21 protein-coding genes and 2 pseudogenes are annotated in these 14083 nt (G+C 63.7%); 1 reads left to right on the top strand and 22 read right to left on the bottom strand.

Annotated elements, in window-relative coordinates:
• Positions 1–286: 286 nt before the first annotated feature.
• From ACFVZH_RS08095 to ACFVZH_RS07990, 22 genes and pseudogenes are all read right to left on the bottom strand, one after another.
• Positions 287–619: an Lsr2 family protein gene (locus ACFVZH_RS08095; RefSeq protein ID WP_384894465.1), complete on the bottom strand. Its 333-nt coding sequence runs from the start codon at positions 617–619 to the stop codon at positions 287–289.
• Between the two features lie 131 nt (positions 620–750).
• A complete protein-coding gene (locus tag ACFVZH_RS08090) occupies positions 751–1389 on the bottom strand; it encodes a histone-like nucleoid-structuring protein Lsr2 (RefSeq protein WP_384894463.1) in 639 nt (212 codons plus the stop codon).
• A 374-nt stretch (positions 1390–1763) separates the two neighbouring features.
• Positions 1764–2624 (bottom strand): hypothetical protein, encoded by an 861-nt coding sequence (locus ACFVZH_RS08085; RefSeq protein WP_384894461.1) that lies wholly within the window; start codon positions 2622–2624, stop codon positions 1764–1766.
• Between the two features lie 221 nt (positions 2625–2845).
• Positions 2846–3088 (bottom strand): hypothetical protein, encoded by a 243-nt coding sequence (locus ACFVZH_RS08080; protein WP_384894459.1) that lies wholly within the window; start codon positions 3086–3088, stop codon positions 2846–2848.
• Between the two features lie 156 nt (positions 3089–3244).
• Positions 3245–3463, bottom strand: coding sequence for a hypothetical protein (locus ACFVZH_RS08075; protein WP_384894457.1), 219 nt, complete (start codon positions 3461–3463; stop codon positions 3245–3247).
• The gene (locus tag ACFVZH_RS08070; RefSeq protein ID WP_384894455.1) at positions 3451–3825 is read right to left on the bottom strand and encodes a DUF2493 domain-containing protein; all 375 of its coding nucleotides are present in this window, start codon (positions 3823–3825) and stop codon (positions 3451–3453) included. Before ACFVZH_RS08070 ends, ACFVZH_RS08075 begins: the two co-directional genes overlap by 13 nt.
• A 380-nt stretch (positions 3826–4205) precedes the next feature.
• Positions 4206–4799, bottom strand: a complete 594-nt coding sequence (locus ACFVZH_RS08065; protein WP_384894453.1) for a hypothetical protein — start codon at positions 4797–4799, stop codon at positions 4206–4208.
• Positions 4800–4809: 10 nt separating this feature from the next.
• The gene (locus ACFVZH_RS08060) at positions 4810–5580 is read right to left on the bottom strand and encodes a hypothetical protein (protein WP_384894451.1); all 771 of its coding nucleotides are present in this window, start codon (positions 5578–5580) and stop codon (positions 4810–4812) included.
• Positions 5577–5825, bottom strand: coding sequence for a hypothetical protein (locus tag ACFVZH_RS08055; RefSeq protein WP_384894449.1), 249 nt, complete (start codon positions 5823–5825; stop codon positions 5577–5579). The genes ACFVZH_RS08060 and ACFVZH_RS08055 overlap by 4 nt, the downstream gene beginning before the upstream one ends.
• A complete protein-coding gene (locus ACFVZH_RS08050; protein WP_384894447.1) occupies positions 5822–6100 on the bottom strand; it encodes a hypothetical protein in 279 nt (92 codons plus the stop codon). The genes ACFVZH_RS08055 and ACFVZH_RS08050 overlap by 4 nt, the downstream gene beginning before the upstream one ends.
• Entirely contained in the window at positions 6097–6744 is a 648-nt protein-coding gene (locus tag ACFVZH_RS08045; RefSeq protein WP_384894445.1) for a toprim domain-containing protein, read from the bottom strand. The genes ACFVZH_RS08050 and ACFVZH_RS08045 overlap by 4 nt, the downstream gene beginning before the upstream one ends.
• Before the next feature lie 13 nt (positions 6745–6757).
• A pseudogene (locus ACFVZH_RS08040) lies at positions 6758–6952 on the bottom strand (CHC2 zinc finger domain-containing protein); the annotation flags it as partial.
• 44 nt (positions 6953–6996) lie between these two features.
• Positions 6997–7419, bottom strand: a complete 423-nt coding sequence (locus ACFVZH_RS08035; RefSeq protein WP_384894443.1) for a RusA family crossover junction endodeoxyribonuclease — start codon at positions 7417–7419, stop codon at positions 6997–6999.
• The gene (locus ACFVZH_RS08030; protein ID WP_384894441.1) at positions 7416–8210 is read right to left on the bottom strand and encodes a DnaB-like helicase C-terminal domain-containing protein; all 795 of its coding nucleotides are present in this window, start codon (positions 8208–8210) and stop codon (positions 7416–7418) included. Before ACFVZH_RS08030 ends, ACFVZH_RS08035 begins: the two co-directional genes overlap by 4 nt.
• Positions 8211–8231: 21 nt before the next feature.
• Positions 8232–8531, bottom strand: coding sequence for a hypothetical protein (locus ACFVZH_RS08025; RefSeq protein WP_384894439.1), 300 nt, complete (start codon positions 8529–8531; stop codon positions 8232–8234).
• A 103-nt stretch (positions 8532–8634) separates the two neighbouring features.
• Complete coding sequence (locus ACFVZH_RS08020) at positions 8635–9057, bottom strand: hypothetical protein (protein ID WP_384894437.1); 423 nt, start codon at positions 9055–9057, stop codon at positions 8635–8637.
• Positions 9050–9865, bottom strand: a complete 816-nt coding sequence (locus ACFVZH_RS08015; RefSeq protein WP_384894435.1) for a RecB family exonuclease — start codon at positions 9863–9865, stop codon at positions 9050–9052. Before ACFVZH_RS08015 ends, ACFVZH_RS08020 begins: the two co-directional genes overlap by 8 nt.
• A gap of 2 nt (positions 9866–9867) precedes the next feature.
• Positions 9868–10119 carry a hypothetical protein gene (locus tag ACFVZH_RS08010; RefSeq protein ID WP_384894433.1) on the bottom strand — a complete coding sequence of 84 codons (252 nt, stop codon included), beginning with the start codon at positions 10117–10119 and terminating at the stop codon, positions 9868–9870.
• Between the two features lie 88 nt (positions 10120–10207).
• Positions 10208–10504: a hypothetical protein gene (locus ACFVZH_RS08005; protein WP_384894431.1), complete on the bottom strand. Its 297-nt coding sequence runs from the start codon at positions 10502–10504 to the stop codon at positions 10208–10210.
• Between the two features lie 157 nt (positions 10505–10661).
• Positions 10662–11075 carry a WhiB family transcriptional regulator gene (locus ACFVZH_RS08000; RefSeq protein WP_384894429.1) on the bottom strand — a complete coding sequence of 138 codons (414 nt, stop codon included), beginning with the start codon at positions 11073–11075 and terminating at the stop codon, positions 10662–10664.
• A gap of 103 nt (positions 11076–11178) precedes the next feature.
• The gene (locus ACFVZH_RS07995; RefSeq protein ID WP_384894427.1) at positions 11179–11607 is read right to left on the bottom strand and encodes a hypothetical protein; all 429 of its coding nucleotides are present in this window, start codon (positions 11605–11607) and stop codon (positions 11179–11181) included.
• 321 nt (positions 11608–11928) lie between these two features.
• Positions 11929–12882 (bottom strand): annotated as a pseudogene (locus tag ACFVZH_RS07990) (ABC transporter transmembrane domain-containing protein); the annotation flags it as partial.
• Between the two features lie 322 nt (positions 12883–13204).
• On the opposite strand from ACFVZH_RS07990, the gene ACFVZH_RS07985 reads away from it, so the two are divergent.
• Positions 13205–13924: a DUF6333 family protein gene (locus tag ACFVZH_RS07985; protein ID WP_384894425.1), complete on the top strand. Its 720-nt coding sequence runs from the start codon at positions 13205–13207 to the stop codon at positions 13922–13924.
• Positions 13925–14083 lie beyond the last annotated feature (159 nt).

Genomic DNA, 14083 nt, shown 5'->3' with positions numbered 1-14083 from the left:
ATTCGCTGACCTTGACGTTCCATAGCGCCGGGCCGTTCTCGATCCAGTACATGCCGGCATGGGGGATCACCCGAGTGATCGTCCCGACACACCCCCTGTGGGGGCTGGACGCGAAGACGGGGGTTCCCACCTTCAGGAGCATGGCGCGGTACATAAGTCTTCCCTCCCGGCCCCCTGTGGGCCGTTTCTCGCTGACGAGGAAGACCATACTGAGATTTGGAAGCTATCGCAACGTTTAAACGACGAAGGCCCCGCCGAAGCGGGGCCAGGTTCAGGGCGAGAGTGGTCAGCCGCGCGCCTGCTCGTACGCCTCCCGGATGCTCGCGGGGACGCGTCCGCGCTCGCTCACGTCGTGCCCGTTCGCGCGGGCCCACTCGCGGATCGCGCTCGAATCCTGCGAGGGCTTCGCGGCGCCCATACGGCGGACCGGGGTGCGTCCACCGCCGCCCACCTTCCGGCCCGCGCCGACATAGGGGGCCAGAACCTCCCGCAGCTCCCCGGCGTGGTCGTCGGTCAGATCGATTTCGTAGTTCTTCCCGTCGAGGGCGAAAAGCACGGTCTGAGCGGCCTCGGAACCATCGAGGTCGTCCGTCAGGAGCGTGACAATCTTCTGGGCCATGGGAGATACCTTCTTCGCGAATTCAGGAGCGTCAGTGAACGTTTTACCAGCGTGGCAAGTACAGCCACAAGTGAGGGTTTGGGTTTGAAGGGGGCACGCGCGATGGTGCCCCGTCATGCACCACCCGAGCTTCACGGCGTAGCGGCTTCGCCGTGCGCCTTCATGAAGGCTCTTACGACGTCAACAGGGATGCGCCCGGTGTCCTTCACCGCGTAGCCGTTCCTCCGGCCCCACTCTCGGATAAGCGCACTGGAGTCGGTGGCCGCCGTGACGGCCCGAGGCTTCTCCGTGAGGGCCGCGAAAATGGGGGCTTGAACGGCCGGGGGCTCCCAGGCCGGCCACGGCTCATCAGGCATGGGCTCTTCGTCGTCCGGGCCATAGTCCGCCAGCTCGACGGCCAGGGGCTCCCGCTTCTTCAGAAGGTGCGTGAAGAGGTGAACGGCCAGGGGGACGGAGAGGGACGGCACTCCGTTGACCACGGGGGCCGGAACCGTTTCGGGTAGCGCGTTCGACCACAGGCTGTAGGCGAAGAACAGGCCAGCGAGGATCCACGGGTAGGCGGTGGCCTTCCACCCGTGGTCTCGGAGCCGGTAGGCGACCCATACGGCCACCGTGACGAAGCCTTCGACGATGAGCGGGTATACGGGGCTCAGCCCGTGGTTTCCGTCGCTCCCCAGGTAGACGCCCCGGAGGGCCTCATAGGAGAGGGTGAAGGCACCGGCCGCGATTCCGGCAACTACGGCCGCGGCGGCCTTATCGGTTCTATTCACTGGGTTCCCTTCCGGCCCAAGGGGCCGATTCTCGCTGACATTTGGAACCTAGCATTGAGTCCCTGTTAGTTTCAAGTCTTAGCTTCGCATTGAACGAGATAAGGCCCCCCTTTCGGGGGGCCTTCTGGCTACTTCTCGATCTTTACCCACTCGAAGCGGTGCGCCTGATGCGGGTCTTCGTTGCAGTGCTTGTGCCACTTGCAGACGAGCCGGTAACTCGGGTCTCCGTAGTGCATTGGTCTTCCCCTTTGATCGGGCGCCGGCCTTTCCGGCGTCTCTCGCTGACAAGGGAGAAGGTAGCACTGTTTAAACAAGATTCCAAATCATAGTTACAGGGGAACGAAAAGCGGCCCCCGAAGGGGCCGCCGGGCGGATCAGGCTATTTCCATGACCGTTCCGAAGGGGCAGATCGGCATTCCGACTTCGAGCCACTTAGCCGTGGTGCGGATGACGTATCCGCCGCACTCGCAATCCGTGGTGCACGCAACCTTGATCATGCGCGTGCCCTGCTTCTTCGGGCCCGAGGACGAGGGGGTCTCTTCCGGGTCGCCCTCGGGGTCTTCCGGCTTGGGCTCTTCCTTGGGCTGGATCGGCTTGCCCATCGGGTAGAGGGTGGCGTGATCGTAGGGGCCGAGTTCCTCGGCCAGGGCCGCCATCCTCTCCGCGAACTCCGGAGAGGCGACCGTAGCGGTCATCTTGCCCGTGAGGCCCAGGGCCTTCGCGGCCGTGGCGAAGGCCCCCTTGTGGCCAGACTTGCAGTCGTCGGCGGCGTGAACCAGTTCGTGGGCCAGGACATCGAGCACGCGGGGGGCGTCGCGCAGCTCGGGGCTGATGAAGATGTGATTGACGTCATCCTCGGAGACGCGTCTCGCCCAGCATTGTCCCAGGACCTTCGCGCTCTCGCGCTTCGCGCCGTAGCCGAAGCCGACGGAGACGTGAAGCTTCTCGGGGAGAGGGAAGCCGATCTTCGCGAATTCGGGGCGGAGAGCCTCGATCGCCAGGTGCAGCCACTCTTCGCGGGTGACTCGGCGGGTCGGAGCCTCCTCCTTTTCCTTGATCTTCGGGGCGTCGTAGGAGAGGCAGATCGAGCACGTCACGGGGGCTTCGGCTCCCTTGTACTTCGTCCCCTTGTTGGTCATGTCGCCGGTTCGGCAGAGCGGGAAGTAGAAGTCCTCTCCGCCTTCGAAGGTCTGGCGCTTGTGGATCTTGCCGCCCATGACCGAGATGACGTTCATTTCTTCCCCTTCGACATTCGGTGACCGGCTCTTCCGGCCCCCGTCTCGCTGACAGGAAGAACGTTACTCTCATTTGGAATCTGCGTCAACCGTTTAAACAGGATGGGCCAAGTGATAGGTTCAGGGCATACGAAAACGGCCCCCGCCGAAGCGGGGGCCGTGCACCACCTTCACCGTGTCAGCGAGAGAAGGGGAAGGTGCGTGACCGAGAGTACCGGAAGTCAGGTGGCGGGAGCCATCTCGGTCCGGTCCACGCAGACGGCGGAGTAGGCGTCCAGCTCTCTCCAGTCCGGCCGCAGGTGCCATGTTCCGCAACGCACCACTCGGGCCCCGTGGATGCCGCGCAGCGCGTCTACGTCCCGCGCGTAGACCAGCGAGCGGCTATGGGGGTCCAGGCCGGCCGCGCGGGCCCACTGTCGGAACTGCGCATGGTTGCCCGCCAGGACTACGACAAGCTCACTCACGTACGGCCCCCCGAACCCTGGACAGGTGCCGCGAGACGCGATCGAGGGCGGGGAAGTCTTCGGAGTTGAGCCGGTCTAGTTCCCGTTCAACCTCGTCCGCCTCCCTCTCGTCGAGGTACAGGCAGTAGGGGTGCCGCGTCCCCTTGCGGTAGGCCCTCACTCGACCACCCCCAGGCCGTAGCGGGCCGTGACGTCCTGCGTTCCGATGACACGGGTCACCGTGGTCTCTGCGTAATTCGCGGCGGAGTGCTGCCCCTTCATGCCGGAAAGGCATCGGGAGACCTGCTCGTCAAGCCGCTCTTCCGTGGGGGCTTCGATCACCCGAGGGAACTTCGGGTAGTAGGCGTGGGGGTTGTCGACGATCACGCGGAACATGCGGTGAACCTCCGGGTCTCAATGCCCGCTTCTTCAGCGAGAGTTGCGGTCATGGAAGCGCCGCGGCTTCCGTCGAGGATGAAGGCCAGACAGGTCACGGGCGCCTGGGCGACCATCTCGGCGTTGCGCAGGTAGCCGGCCCGCTTGCCGTGGCGCTCCCAGTTGGCGGGGAACCGCTTGACGTTCATGCCGGTCTCGGCGGCGTACCTGTCGGCTTGTGCGTCGGCCCCCGTGGGGCACGCGCCGTGAATCAGTAGCGCTTCGCTGTGAGGCGTCTTGGCCTCATACAGGGCCCGGAAGATCTCCCTTTCGATCGTCCGGGCGTCGGTCCAATTGCGGGACCCAGTGACGAGGATCAGCAAGAGGGGTGCGGGTCCACGTAGACCGGGATGGGAACGACCGTCGCCGAGTGGCTGCCACTCGGCCCCTTGGGGGTCGGGAGAGGCCGGGGAAGGGACGGCTTGGAGACGGACGGGGCACGCGGGGCAGGCGCGGGCGCGGGCCGGGGGGAGACGGCTGCACAGGCGCCCGTGCTGTCGCACGCGACTACGCCGAGGGCGAGAAGAGCGGCCAGGGCCGCGACGATGGTGAAGCGCTTCAAGAATCGGCCTGTTCGTCGTGCAGGGCCCGAAGGTCGACACCTTCAGGGAGAAGTCGATTGGCGTAGGCGTACGCAGTGCCCGAGGGAAGTCCGTCAGTGATCAGGGCCTCGAAACACGCCTGAGCGTTGTCGAGCGCTGCGCTAGTCGGCACGGGCGCCCACCCGGCGAAGGCCGGGGCCGGCATGGTTGGCGGCCTGGGCGTCACGCTTGACGACGCCGTTGTTCAGGACGCGAACCACCTTGTCGACAGCCCGAGAGAGCCTCATCGTCTCGGCCGAGGACAGCGGTTCTTCCCGGTCGTACCGCTTCGCGATCACCTGAGCGTCGAGGATGGGAAGGGCGCCGTAAGCGCGGTCGAGGTCCCAGAGAGCAACGATGACTCCTCCGGCCGTGACCGAGTTCCCGTCATCCTTCGTCGGAGGGTTCTCCCAAAGCTCGGGCCTGAAGAACGCCTTCTCGAAGAGTGCGCGGACTTCGGGGGACGTGTAAACGTACTGGGCCGAGTGATACAGGAACTTGTACCGCTCACGGCCCGCGTAGGACACGGCCACCTGACGGAAGTTCTTTCGAAGCTGCCCATCGGGATAGTCGGCCGTCACGTACGAACCCTCCTTCTCGACTACGTGCAGAAGGATTTCCTGACTCAGGTCCTCGGCGTCAATTCCGGGGTACTCATTGGCAACCTTGCGCGCGACGCTTTCGGCAATGCGCGTGTACTTCGTCCAGTCGATCATGCGTGCTCTCCTAAGCAGTCTTGAAGCCGTACGTCTTGCCTTCGACCACGAAGGATCCGTTCGGACGGATGAATACAGGGACGGGGGTAACGCGGTTCTTCTCGACGTATAGAATTCCGAAGCCTTGCGTCCAGTTACCCGAACCGGCGCGCAGATAGGTTGCGCTCTTGAAGCGCATCAAGTTGCCGACCTCGAACCCCCAACGCTCCTTGGTGATCCGACCGTTTACGCTCATGTGCTCATGCTGAATTCCGAGCTTGTGAGTGTGGCCGCAGATGACCGAGTAGCCCCATTTACGGGCGAGGGCGAGGGCCGTACCGCCGGGAAGGCGGGAACTGGCTCCTTCGTCGCCATGGGCTATCAGCCATCCGGGGGCGATCTCGTAAGGATCTTCATGCCAGTTGATGTCGTAGCGCTTGAAGTCGAGGAGGGATGGCACTTCGAGGGCCTTCAGGCCCATAAGGCCGGGGGCTCGGGTCCGCACGTACGTAAGGGGCCGGTCCATGTGATTCGACCGCTCGAAGTGAACCGGGCCCTGATAGACCTTCCGGAGCGGCTGGGCGAAGGCCCGGCCGAAGGTGTCGCAGTGCTGCTGAAGGTCGCCCTTATACTCGCCGGCCTGGCCGCGCGTCCATCGGCTGATCTGAGGGAAGTCGACTTCGTCGCCGACCGAGTGAATTTCGTCGGGCTGGTATTCACCGATGAAGTTGATTACGTTCCGAAGGGCCCGCTTATCGTGAAAGGGAATCTGCATGTCAGACAGGACTACGATGCGCTTCAAAGAGTTACGTCCTTCTCTCGAAGGGCGTCTTCGAGCTTCTTCAGTCGGATGTCGAGCATGGCCGCGTAGACGGCTAGGTCTTGGGCTTCTTCTCGGGCGTAAATGACCAGTTCAACCAGCGGCATGGTTTCGAACTTCTGGCGCCCGTCAGGCTCTTCGTACTGTTCGGCGCCGATGCCGAGGATCCGTCCTCGGCATCGGCGGATGAAGTTGCCTACTTCGTCGGCCAGTTCCTCGCTGGTCACTTGTGATCTCCCAGGTACTTGGCCATGGCGTCAGTCTTCTGACGCTCCTCGGCCGCCTCCCTGACAAATCGACAGAGCTTCATACAGGCCAGGACAACGGCGTTTTCCGCGCTCTGCCCCTCCTTCGGGGTCGCGTAGACCTCGGTCACGAAAGCCGACCCGAAGCGGCGCTCTCTGCGCACCTGAACTGTGATGCCGTACAGATCGTCCGCAACTCGGTAGAAGTAGCCGGCAGGAAGTTCGGGAGCCCCGAGGTCGGTAAGAGCGTTCTTCATTTCTTGATCTCCAGGAGTTCTAGAAGGGCCTCGGGGCCGTTAGCAAGGACGAAGCTGTTCACGTCGTGTCCGGCGGGCATGGGGCAGATTCGTGCGTTCTTGATCTGCTCGGCGACCTTCTCGGCGAATTCCATTCCCTGCCCCTTGTCGTCCGCGTCGGCGAGAATGTAGACAGCCTTATAGCCCTTGAAGCACCGCGCGAAGTAGGGCTTCCATGCGGAAACGCCACCGATTCCGATAGCCGGTACTCCGGTGAGGGTCGCAGCTATGGCATCGAATTCGCCTTCGCAGATGGCGATGTAGTCGGACGGGATGAGAAGCGCGGACGCGTTATAGATGCGCGGGAGGTCTCCAGGGACCGATCGGTATTTCGGCCCGTCACCGTCGCCGAGGCGTCGGAACCGAATGGTCGTCACTCCGGACCTAGTCAGGTAGGGGACGGCAATCATTCCCCGTGCGGATTCATGCCCCGGCAAGGGGTTTTCGACGTAGCCCAGCCTGTAGGAGGCTGCGTTGTCCTCGGACAGGCCGCGCTTCTTCAAATACGCCACGGCGGCGGGGCTTCTCGTCAGATCCGCTTCGTACCGTGCCGTAGCTTCCTCCAAGAAGCTTCTCAGCGCAGGATCGGGCACAAGGGAAGTCACGACATCCTTCCTGGTGGGCGATTACGTCGAAGCTGTCGCCCGAGATATCGCAAGCGAAGCACCGGAATTTGTTCTCGGCGGTGCAGACCGAGGCGGACGCGTTGCGATCCTCATGAAGGGGGCATTTGATCTTTAGCCACCGATCACCTTCGGGGACATCGGCGGCTCCGTAGTGCTCTAGCACTTCCGCAATCGGCGGCTTTTCCATCCCACCCTCACATTCCAAATATTAGTTTCGGACGGGTGGCGGAATCAATGAGCGGGATAGACCCGTATCCGCGCTCCCGGATCCTGGCCGAGTTCGGCGTAGACCTTTCGCGCGCCAAGGATGACCACCTGGGCGTCGTCCTCGAAGGCCCCGCCAGCCTTCAGGCCGTCGAGCGTGGAGCGACACAGCTTGTCTACGTCCGGGTACTTCGCCGGATGCACGGGAGCGTCCGGCCGGAGCTGATCGGCGTAACGCCCAGTCCGGTAATGGGACTTGGGCCGCTTAAGCCTGAACGTGGCGAAGACGGCTACACAGGGCCATGGCCCGAAGGTGTGGTTCAGGGCCTCACTGGCAATGGCTGCACGCCAGGGCTTGACCTTCTTCGAGGACTCCACCATGCGGCCCCCGCCAACGTGCCGCTTACTGCCCTGGGGGGCCGGGGTGCCGATCACGTCTATCTCGATCATCCGACGAGCCTCATTCGCTCCATGTCGGCGTCCAGGTAGAGGATCATCTGCCCGGACGCGTCAGCCTTGCCCGTACGGTTCTTCACGACGGAAACACCCATCTGGCGAGAGCCGTCGTCGCCTATCCGGTGAAGGGTGAGGACCATTTCCGGTACACGGCCAATCTGCCCCTTGATCTGGGACAGCGGCACCGGCTGGTTACCGTCGTTGCTGTCACCCTTGACGTGGTGCAGGGCGACCACGCAAGCGCCCGTCTCGCGGGCAAGTTCGTGCAGGTACTCACAGACCTTTTCCAGGGCAACGTAGGAAGAACTGTCGCCCTCGGCGTCCGGCACGACGTTCGACAGGTTGTCGACGATGATCAGCTCGGGCCACATGCCGTACGTGATGGCAAACGCCTTCAGTTCGGCTTCAAGGTCGTCGATCGTGAGCGACGCGGTGAAGTCCCAGCGCAGGTGGTCGAAGCCGTCCAACTGGGCTTCCACGGCTCGGGTGTTGCCGCGCTCCATCGCGTTTTCGATGTCTCGCGTCGACCACCCGCTGACGTTCGCGGCAGCCCGAACGAACATGGTCTGGGGGTCGGTGTCCGCGCTGAAGTAGAAGGCCGGCACGCGCGCGTGCAGGGCGAGCGCCATGCTCAGGGCCGACTTACCGACCCCGGGCGCAGCGGACACGATGGTGAACTGTCCTCGGCGGAAGTGCACCGTGTTCGCGGCGAAGGTCTTGAACAGGGTCGGGAGGGGCTCGCCGGTCTTTCCGGCGTCGCCCTTTGCTCGAACAATGGTGTACAAGGGCGCTCCTCTCGGAGGTAGTTACGCGGCCGTCCAGATGGGCAGGGGAGCGCAGTTGCGGTAACGGCTGGATCGGAAGTTGCCGGTAGTGGCGATGAGTCCGCGCTTCGCTGCGCGGCGCATTACGGGACCGAGGGCGCGAGGCTCGCGCGGCTTGATGAGTCCGGCGTCCCACAGGTCATCGGTGGTGAACTCGGCCATGCGGCCGGACAGTTCGGCCACGAAGCCGAGGGCGTACGCCTTCCATTCGGCGTCCGCGTTTGCGTCGACCTGGGCGATAGCCGCGTCACGGGTCTTCTGGGCGTCGAGAGTGCTAGGCATGATGTCTCCGCGGGTTGGTTTAAACGGGGCGTGAAGAGGGCGCGTTGGGAGGCCAGTTGGCCCGGCAGTCGCGCCCCTGCCGTTTCAAATATGAGCTTCGGGCCTACTTGATGAACTCCAGCGAGCACGCGTCCGGGGTGCCCTGGGGGGCCGGGCAGGCCCACGCCTTCCAGTTGCCCGGCTTGTTCCTGTAGGGCTTCTCCAGGAAGCGCTTCGTGCCGTGCGGGCACGTCGGAGGGGTGCCGTACGGGGTCGCGGGAGCGGCCTGGGCCTGGGGCGCGGCCGGGCTGCCGGCGTAGCTCGCGGGGTGCTCGACAGGGCGGGCGCCGAGCTGGGCTCCGAGGGTCTCTTCGGCACGAAGGGCCGCGGTGGCTTCGCCGATCAGCGCACTGATTCCGGTCTTCGCGAAGCCGTCGAGCTGTTCGACCAACTCGGCCTGACTGGCGGCCTTGATGACCACCCACGTCGCGTCGTGGCCGCCGTGCGCCTTCAGCGTCACGGTGAACTTCTCGGGGTTCTCAGACATTCACACTCTCTTCGTAGGGGTACTGGCGCGCGTCGACTCCGTTGAAGTCGCAGAAAGGCCGGACCGTGCAGACTCGGCACGCGTCACCAGGGTTGGGAAGGAAAAGGCCGAGACGAACGGCCTTGTCCATGTTGCGGAACCAGCGGGTGACCTTCTCCAGCGTGTAGTTCTGAAGGTTCCACGGGTCGGTAGGGGCGTTGTTCTTCGCCATGAAGAAGTCGCCAAAGCCCGGCTTCTCGCCGAACATGTCGTTCAGTGCATGGTCATAGATGGCGAGCTGAAAGGCCGTGTCGGGAAGCTTGGTCCCCGTCTTCAGGTCCCGTACCCGAAGGTGCCCGTCCGGGTACTCCACAACCTGATCGATGAATCCCCGGATCTCGATACCGCCGAGGTCAAGCGTGAATGGAAGTTCGACCGCCGGCTGACCCTCGATCGGCTCCCAGATTCGTTCCGTGGCCTCGATCGCATACTCGAAATACGCTTCAACCTGAGCGCGCCCGCGTTCGCGACGCCGCTTAATATCGGTCTCAGACTTCGTGACACCCCCGGTAAGCCATCGGGAGGTATCCGGCTCGACTGCCAGGGCGGCGGCCATGTCCCGTTCCCATGCTTCCTCGAACCATGCCGCCATCGCCTCGGGCCCATAGGCGCGGTGGCTCTTCTCCCAGCGCTCTACCGCTTCGTGGTAGGCGGTCCCCTGAACAAACCAGGCTGCCTGTTTTTGGGGGGCCCGCGCGATCTTCTCTAGCCGGTACGCCTCGCCGCAGCGGACGAAGCTCGAATACTGCGATACGGAGCGATGGGCCACGTTCACGCGCCGTTAGGGGTGGGGTTGTCCATGGCCAGGTTCTCGATCTCGCCGAGGAGGGCCGCCCAGGTCATGCCATCGAGAAGCTTCCGGATGATGCCGTTGGGAAGGTGGACAGTCGTGCCATCCACGTTCAGCTCGACCACGTTGCGCCTGATCCCGTAGTGGTAGACGGGACGCACGGTGACCGGGCGGCCGTCGGCGTCGGCGAAGTTCATGGCGGCGGTGTTCTTCGAGGCATCGAAGGCAGTCACGCGCATCCCTCTTTCCAAATGTGAGCTTCAGGGTAAACAGAAGGGGCACCCTCAGGGGGTGCCCCACAGGTTTTAAGTTGTCGTACTGCTAGTCGAACACCCAGGCCACACTGGTGTATTCGTCGCCGTGCCCGCATCCGAGAGTGTCGCTCTCGTAGCCCCTGAGCGGTATGGCCCCGATGGGCCACATCTCGCGACTCACGTCGTAATCGTCTTCGTCGGCATTCGTGTTGCAGAAGGAGAACTCCAACCTCGTCCCGTTGGCGTACCTGAGACGCGCAACAGATATGACTTGGGGTACGTCCCACAGGATATCTACGCCCTGAAGGTCTTCCCCCGCAGTGTTGAGGTCGACCCCTTTAGAGCTATCTACGAGCATGGACATTTCCCCGAGCTTGTTTCCGCACAACCAACCTTGGGGTCGGTTTTCTCAGTCTATCTGGAGTCGCTCATTCCGCAACCATGTATGTGAAGGTTTCAGCACATGCGTTACCCCTTCGTGATCTGATCCAGGGAACGCGTAGGAACTTAGGGTTGCCTTATTAGGCGGCGAGATTCAAGATCTTCCGGATGCGATCCGTCAAAGTCTTTCTGGGGATGCCCAGTTCGCGACTCATGGCCGATATGGAGACCCCGGCGGCGCACATCTCGCGGATGCGAGAGTTGTTCATCTCTTCGAGCAAGATCACGCGGAAGCGTCGGGCCCTGCGAATCTCATCCGGGGTCATGCCGCCCCAAATGCCGAAATCCTCATTCTCGCCCAACTCGGCACATTCGACTCGCGCAGGGCAAAAGCCGCACGCCTCCTTCGCGGCTTCGGCGTCTTCACCCTTCCCCGAGAACCACAGGTCAGGATCAGCTTCACAGGGGTGCAATATTTCCTCGCTTAGCCGGGTGATATTCCGTCGCGGTATTACGCACACCCCCGGCCCGAATGGGCGGTTCTTCTGTGGCATCCCCCGCTGACATGTATATCTTCACTCGACACCCCTGGCGGAGTCAAATGATAGTTTCAGGAAGCAGAAAAGCCGCCCTGGTAAGGAAGGCGGCTCGGCTTGTTTAAACGGACTTGGACCCTTGGGGGTTGGGCGTCTTTATTACGGGCTCAGAATCCGCATCCGGGTCGACGCGGATCAGGTTGGTACCGTCGGAGGGGCGGCGCTTCGAGTAGTACCACCCGCCGGTATTGCTCGCCGGGTTCGGAACCTGCTCGCGGTTGTAGCAGACGACTACATCGGCTTCCTTGATCTCCGCTAGCCACTTATCGAGCATTCGCTCCTTAACCTCGGGAAGCGTCTCTCCCTGCTCGCGGCGGGAGAATAGGCGGAGCATAGCGTTCGGGCGCGCCTGAGCGTGACCGGCCTTTACGGTCCACGGAATGTACTTGCTGTGGTCCGGGCGCTTGCTCGTTTGCTTGGAGTCGCGGAGCTGAAGGTAGACGGCACCTCGGGTGACTCCGTACATCTCCGCGATTTCGTCGTACGTCATGCCTTTGCTGCGATGATCGCGCAGGACGTCGGATGTCGGGAGGCGTCTGGGGGCCGGCATCGCTGGGACCCTTTCACGGAGGTTGGTCGGTTGTTGATCAAGGTAGCAGGCGGGTGGAAGCTGTCAACAACCTCAGCTGTCTAGCTTCAATCACAGTATAGGTGCGTAGAGCTTCAAGGGTTGTACGGCGGATGAATAAATCTTAGCTTGACCTCGGTCTCAATTCGGAAACCTGTTCGACGACCCCGCTCGAACAGCCCTTGACGCCCCTCCTGGGGCCTCCTATGTTAGGGCGTAAGAGCTGCGTTTCCGCAGGTCAGGGCGCTGTTTCTGGTTGAACTCGAACATGATGCGGGTCGCGCTCGCGTAGTACGTGAACGCCACGATCACCGCCTCCACCCCGTGCTCGGCCCCACCGAGGCCCAGCGCGAGCACCAGCCCCAACACGTTCGTCAGCACCGACATCGGCGCCACCAGCGTGTCGATCCGCAGATTGCCGTAGTCCCACGAACGCAGCGTCAGCCTCCGCGACTCCGCCACCCGAGACCGGTGCTCCGCGGCCTCCCGGTCCTCCGCGGCGAACGCCCTCACCGTGTCCATGTTCATCAGACTGTCCGCGACATGCCCCGACACCCGGGCGATCGCCTGCTCGCGCTGCGCCACCAGCACCTGGCGGCGCCGGATCAACGGCGCCGCGCACAATCCCGTGAACACGATCATCGCCAGAAGCCCCACCACGAGCATCGGGTCGTACTGCCACAACACCACGGACGCGAACAGCAACGGCAGGAAACTGCCCATCACCGAAAACGTCAGCGTGTCCACGAACTCCTCGAAACGAGAAGCGAAACTCAACACCCGCTTCGTCAGCGACCCGGCGAAATTGTCATGGAAGAACGCGGCGTCCTTCGCGAACAGCTCGTCCATACCGACCACGTACAGCTGCTCGATGCCCCGCGCGTCCAGCCGGTTCAGACAGTGCAGCCCCACCCGCCACAACGCCTCGGCGGCGAGCAACACACCGGCGAACCCCAGGACATAAGGCAGCATCGACCCGACCCGCGCCGCCTCCCCGCCGTCCCCCGCGATCCGCCCGACCAGCTTCGCCACGACCAGCGGCGCGATGTAATGAATCCCGATGTTGCCCAGCGCCGGCAGCAACATCGCCGGCAGCGTCAACCACCGCAGCCGAACCAATTCCCGTCCATAGCACCGAAGTGCCAGAAGAACCGAACCCTTGCTCGGTAAACCTTCGTGCGATTCAGGCGATCCCATACCCAACCCATTGTTGTCTTCCCGAAAGGCCAACAATCGGATTCTCCCGCGCCCCCACCCACCCGGTCCAAGCCTTTTCCACCCGCTGCCCGACCTCACAGGCGAAGCCACATGACCAGCCCGACGGCAGATGCCACGCTCGCGGGCCGGTACATCGCGCGTTCGCGTTCCTCGGTACGCATCAGTCGCTGTTCCACCAGGGCCGCCATGCCGAGAATCCCCCGGCCCCGGGCTTCCCCGAAAGGCGGACTTCCGGATCGGTCCGGTGTGCGTCCGAGCCGCATGACCCGCCGGGCGACTCCCGGTCGCTACGGTGGCGGACATGACCCACACCGAATTCTGGACGTCGTCGCCGGACCGGATCGTGCAGGGGAGCGGCACCTGCACGATCACCATCCTGGAGCCGCCGTTCGACGTCTCCGCGACCGAACTGCCCCCGCACGACCCCGTACGCGCGCGCCGCTTCGCCGAGGAGTTCCCGACGGTGGACGCCGTTCTGGGAGAGCTCCCGGACCGGCCGGCGGGTGAGTCGCCGTACCTGGAGACGCGGGCCGACCTGGAACTGATCAGGGTCGGCTGCTGGGGAAACGTCACGGCCATCTCCGATCCGGCCTTCGTGGACAACGGCAACGACGAGCCGCTGCTCGCGCTGACGGAGGAGCTCCACCAGCGGTACCCGCACGCACGGATCGTCGGGCGGGCGGAGGTGGACTGCGGGGAGGCGCACACCGAGGACGTCATCCGGCTGCCCGGCGGGTTGCTGTTCCACGCGTCCGGCTGGCCGACGATGGATCCGTGGAAGCTCACCGGGGACCCGCGCGCCGTCGTCGAGGCGTTGGGCATTCCCGACGACGTGCTGGCGGACCTGGACCTCGATCTGGACGAGGAGCCCGAGGACGTCGAGTGGAAGGCGCTCGTCGCGCTCGGGCTCGGGCAGGCGGACCCGTGGCTGTGGCGCCACCTGGACACGTCGGTGTTCCGGGTGCGGCACACGGAGGCGTACACGCTGACGATGGAGGAGCTCTGGTTCATCGGCGGCTGAGCGCGTCGCACCGCCCGAACACCCGCGGATGACAAGTGAATCGGGCATCCAAACCCCCAACGCACAAAAGATTCACCGAAGTTCACCGACCCGCCCGAACAAATGCCCGGCTGACGCGTCACGGCACGCAACGATGGAGGCTTACGCGGCGCTTACGTC

The organism is Streptomyces sp. NPDC059534 (genome assembly GCF_042743475.1).
In the GTDB taxonomy this organism is placed as follows: domain Bacteria; phylum Actinomycetota; class Actinomycetes; order Streptomycetales; family Streptomycetaceae; genus Streptomyces.
Note: the sequence above shows the minus strand (reverse complement) of the source record. Positions and strands in the feature narration are given on the sequence as shown.

Excerpts from the sequence above, each read along its gene's own strand:
- ACFVZH_RS08095 (WP_384894465.1), bottom strand. The coding sequence starts at position 619 with ATGGCCCAGAAGATTGTCACGCTCCTGACGGACGACCTCGATGGTTCC.
- ACFVZH_RS08085 (WP_384894461.1), bottom strand. The coding sequence starts at position 2,624 with ATGAACGTCATCTCGGTCATGGGCGGCAAGATCCACAAGCGCCAGACC.
- ACFVZH_RS08075 (WP_384894457.1), bottom strand. The coding sequence starts at position 3,463 with ATGTTCCGCGTGATCGTCGACAACCCCCACGCCTACTACCCGAAGTTC.
- ACFVZH_RS08065 (WP_384894453.1), bottom strand. The coding sequence starts at position 4,799 with ATGATCGACTGGACGAAGTACACGCGCATTGCCGAAAGCGTCGCGCGC.
- ACFVZH_RS08050 (WP_384894447.1), bottom strand. The coding sequence starts at position 6,100 with ATGAAGAACGCTCTTACCGACCTCGGGGCTCCCGAACTTCCTGCCGGC.
- ACFVZH_RS08035 (WP_384894443.1), bottom strand. The coding sequence starts at position 7,419 with ATGATCGAGATAGACGTGATCGGCACCCCGGCCCCCCAGGGCAGTAAG.
- ACFVZH_RS08025 (WP_384894439.1), bottom strand. The coding sequence starts at position 8,531 with ATGCCTAGCACTCTCGACGCCCAGAAGACCCGTGACGCGGCTATCGCC.
- ACFVZH_RS08020 (WP_384894437.1), bottom strand. The coding sequence starts at position 9,057 with ATGTCTGAGAACCCCGAGAAGTTCACCGTGACGCTGAAGGCGCACGGC.
- ACFVZH_RS08005 (WP_384894431.1), bottom strand. The coding sequence starts at position 10,504 with ATGTCCATGCTCGTAGATAGCTCTAAAGGGGTCGACCTCAACACTGCG.
- ACFVZH_RS08000 (WP_384894429.1), bottom strand. The coding sequence starts at position 11,075 with ATGCCACAGAAGAACCGCCCATTCGGGCCGGGGGTGTGCGTAATACCG.
- ACFVZH_RS07995 (WP_384894427.1), bottom strand. The coding sequence starts at position 11,607 with ATGACGTACGACGAAATCGCGGAGATGTACGGAGTCACCCGAGGTGCC.
- ACFVZH_RS07985 (WP_384894425.1), top strand. The coding sequence starts at position 13,205 with ATGACCCACACCGAATTCTGGACGTCGTCGCCGGACCGGATCGTGCAG.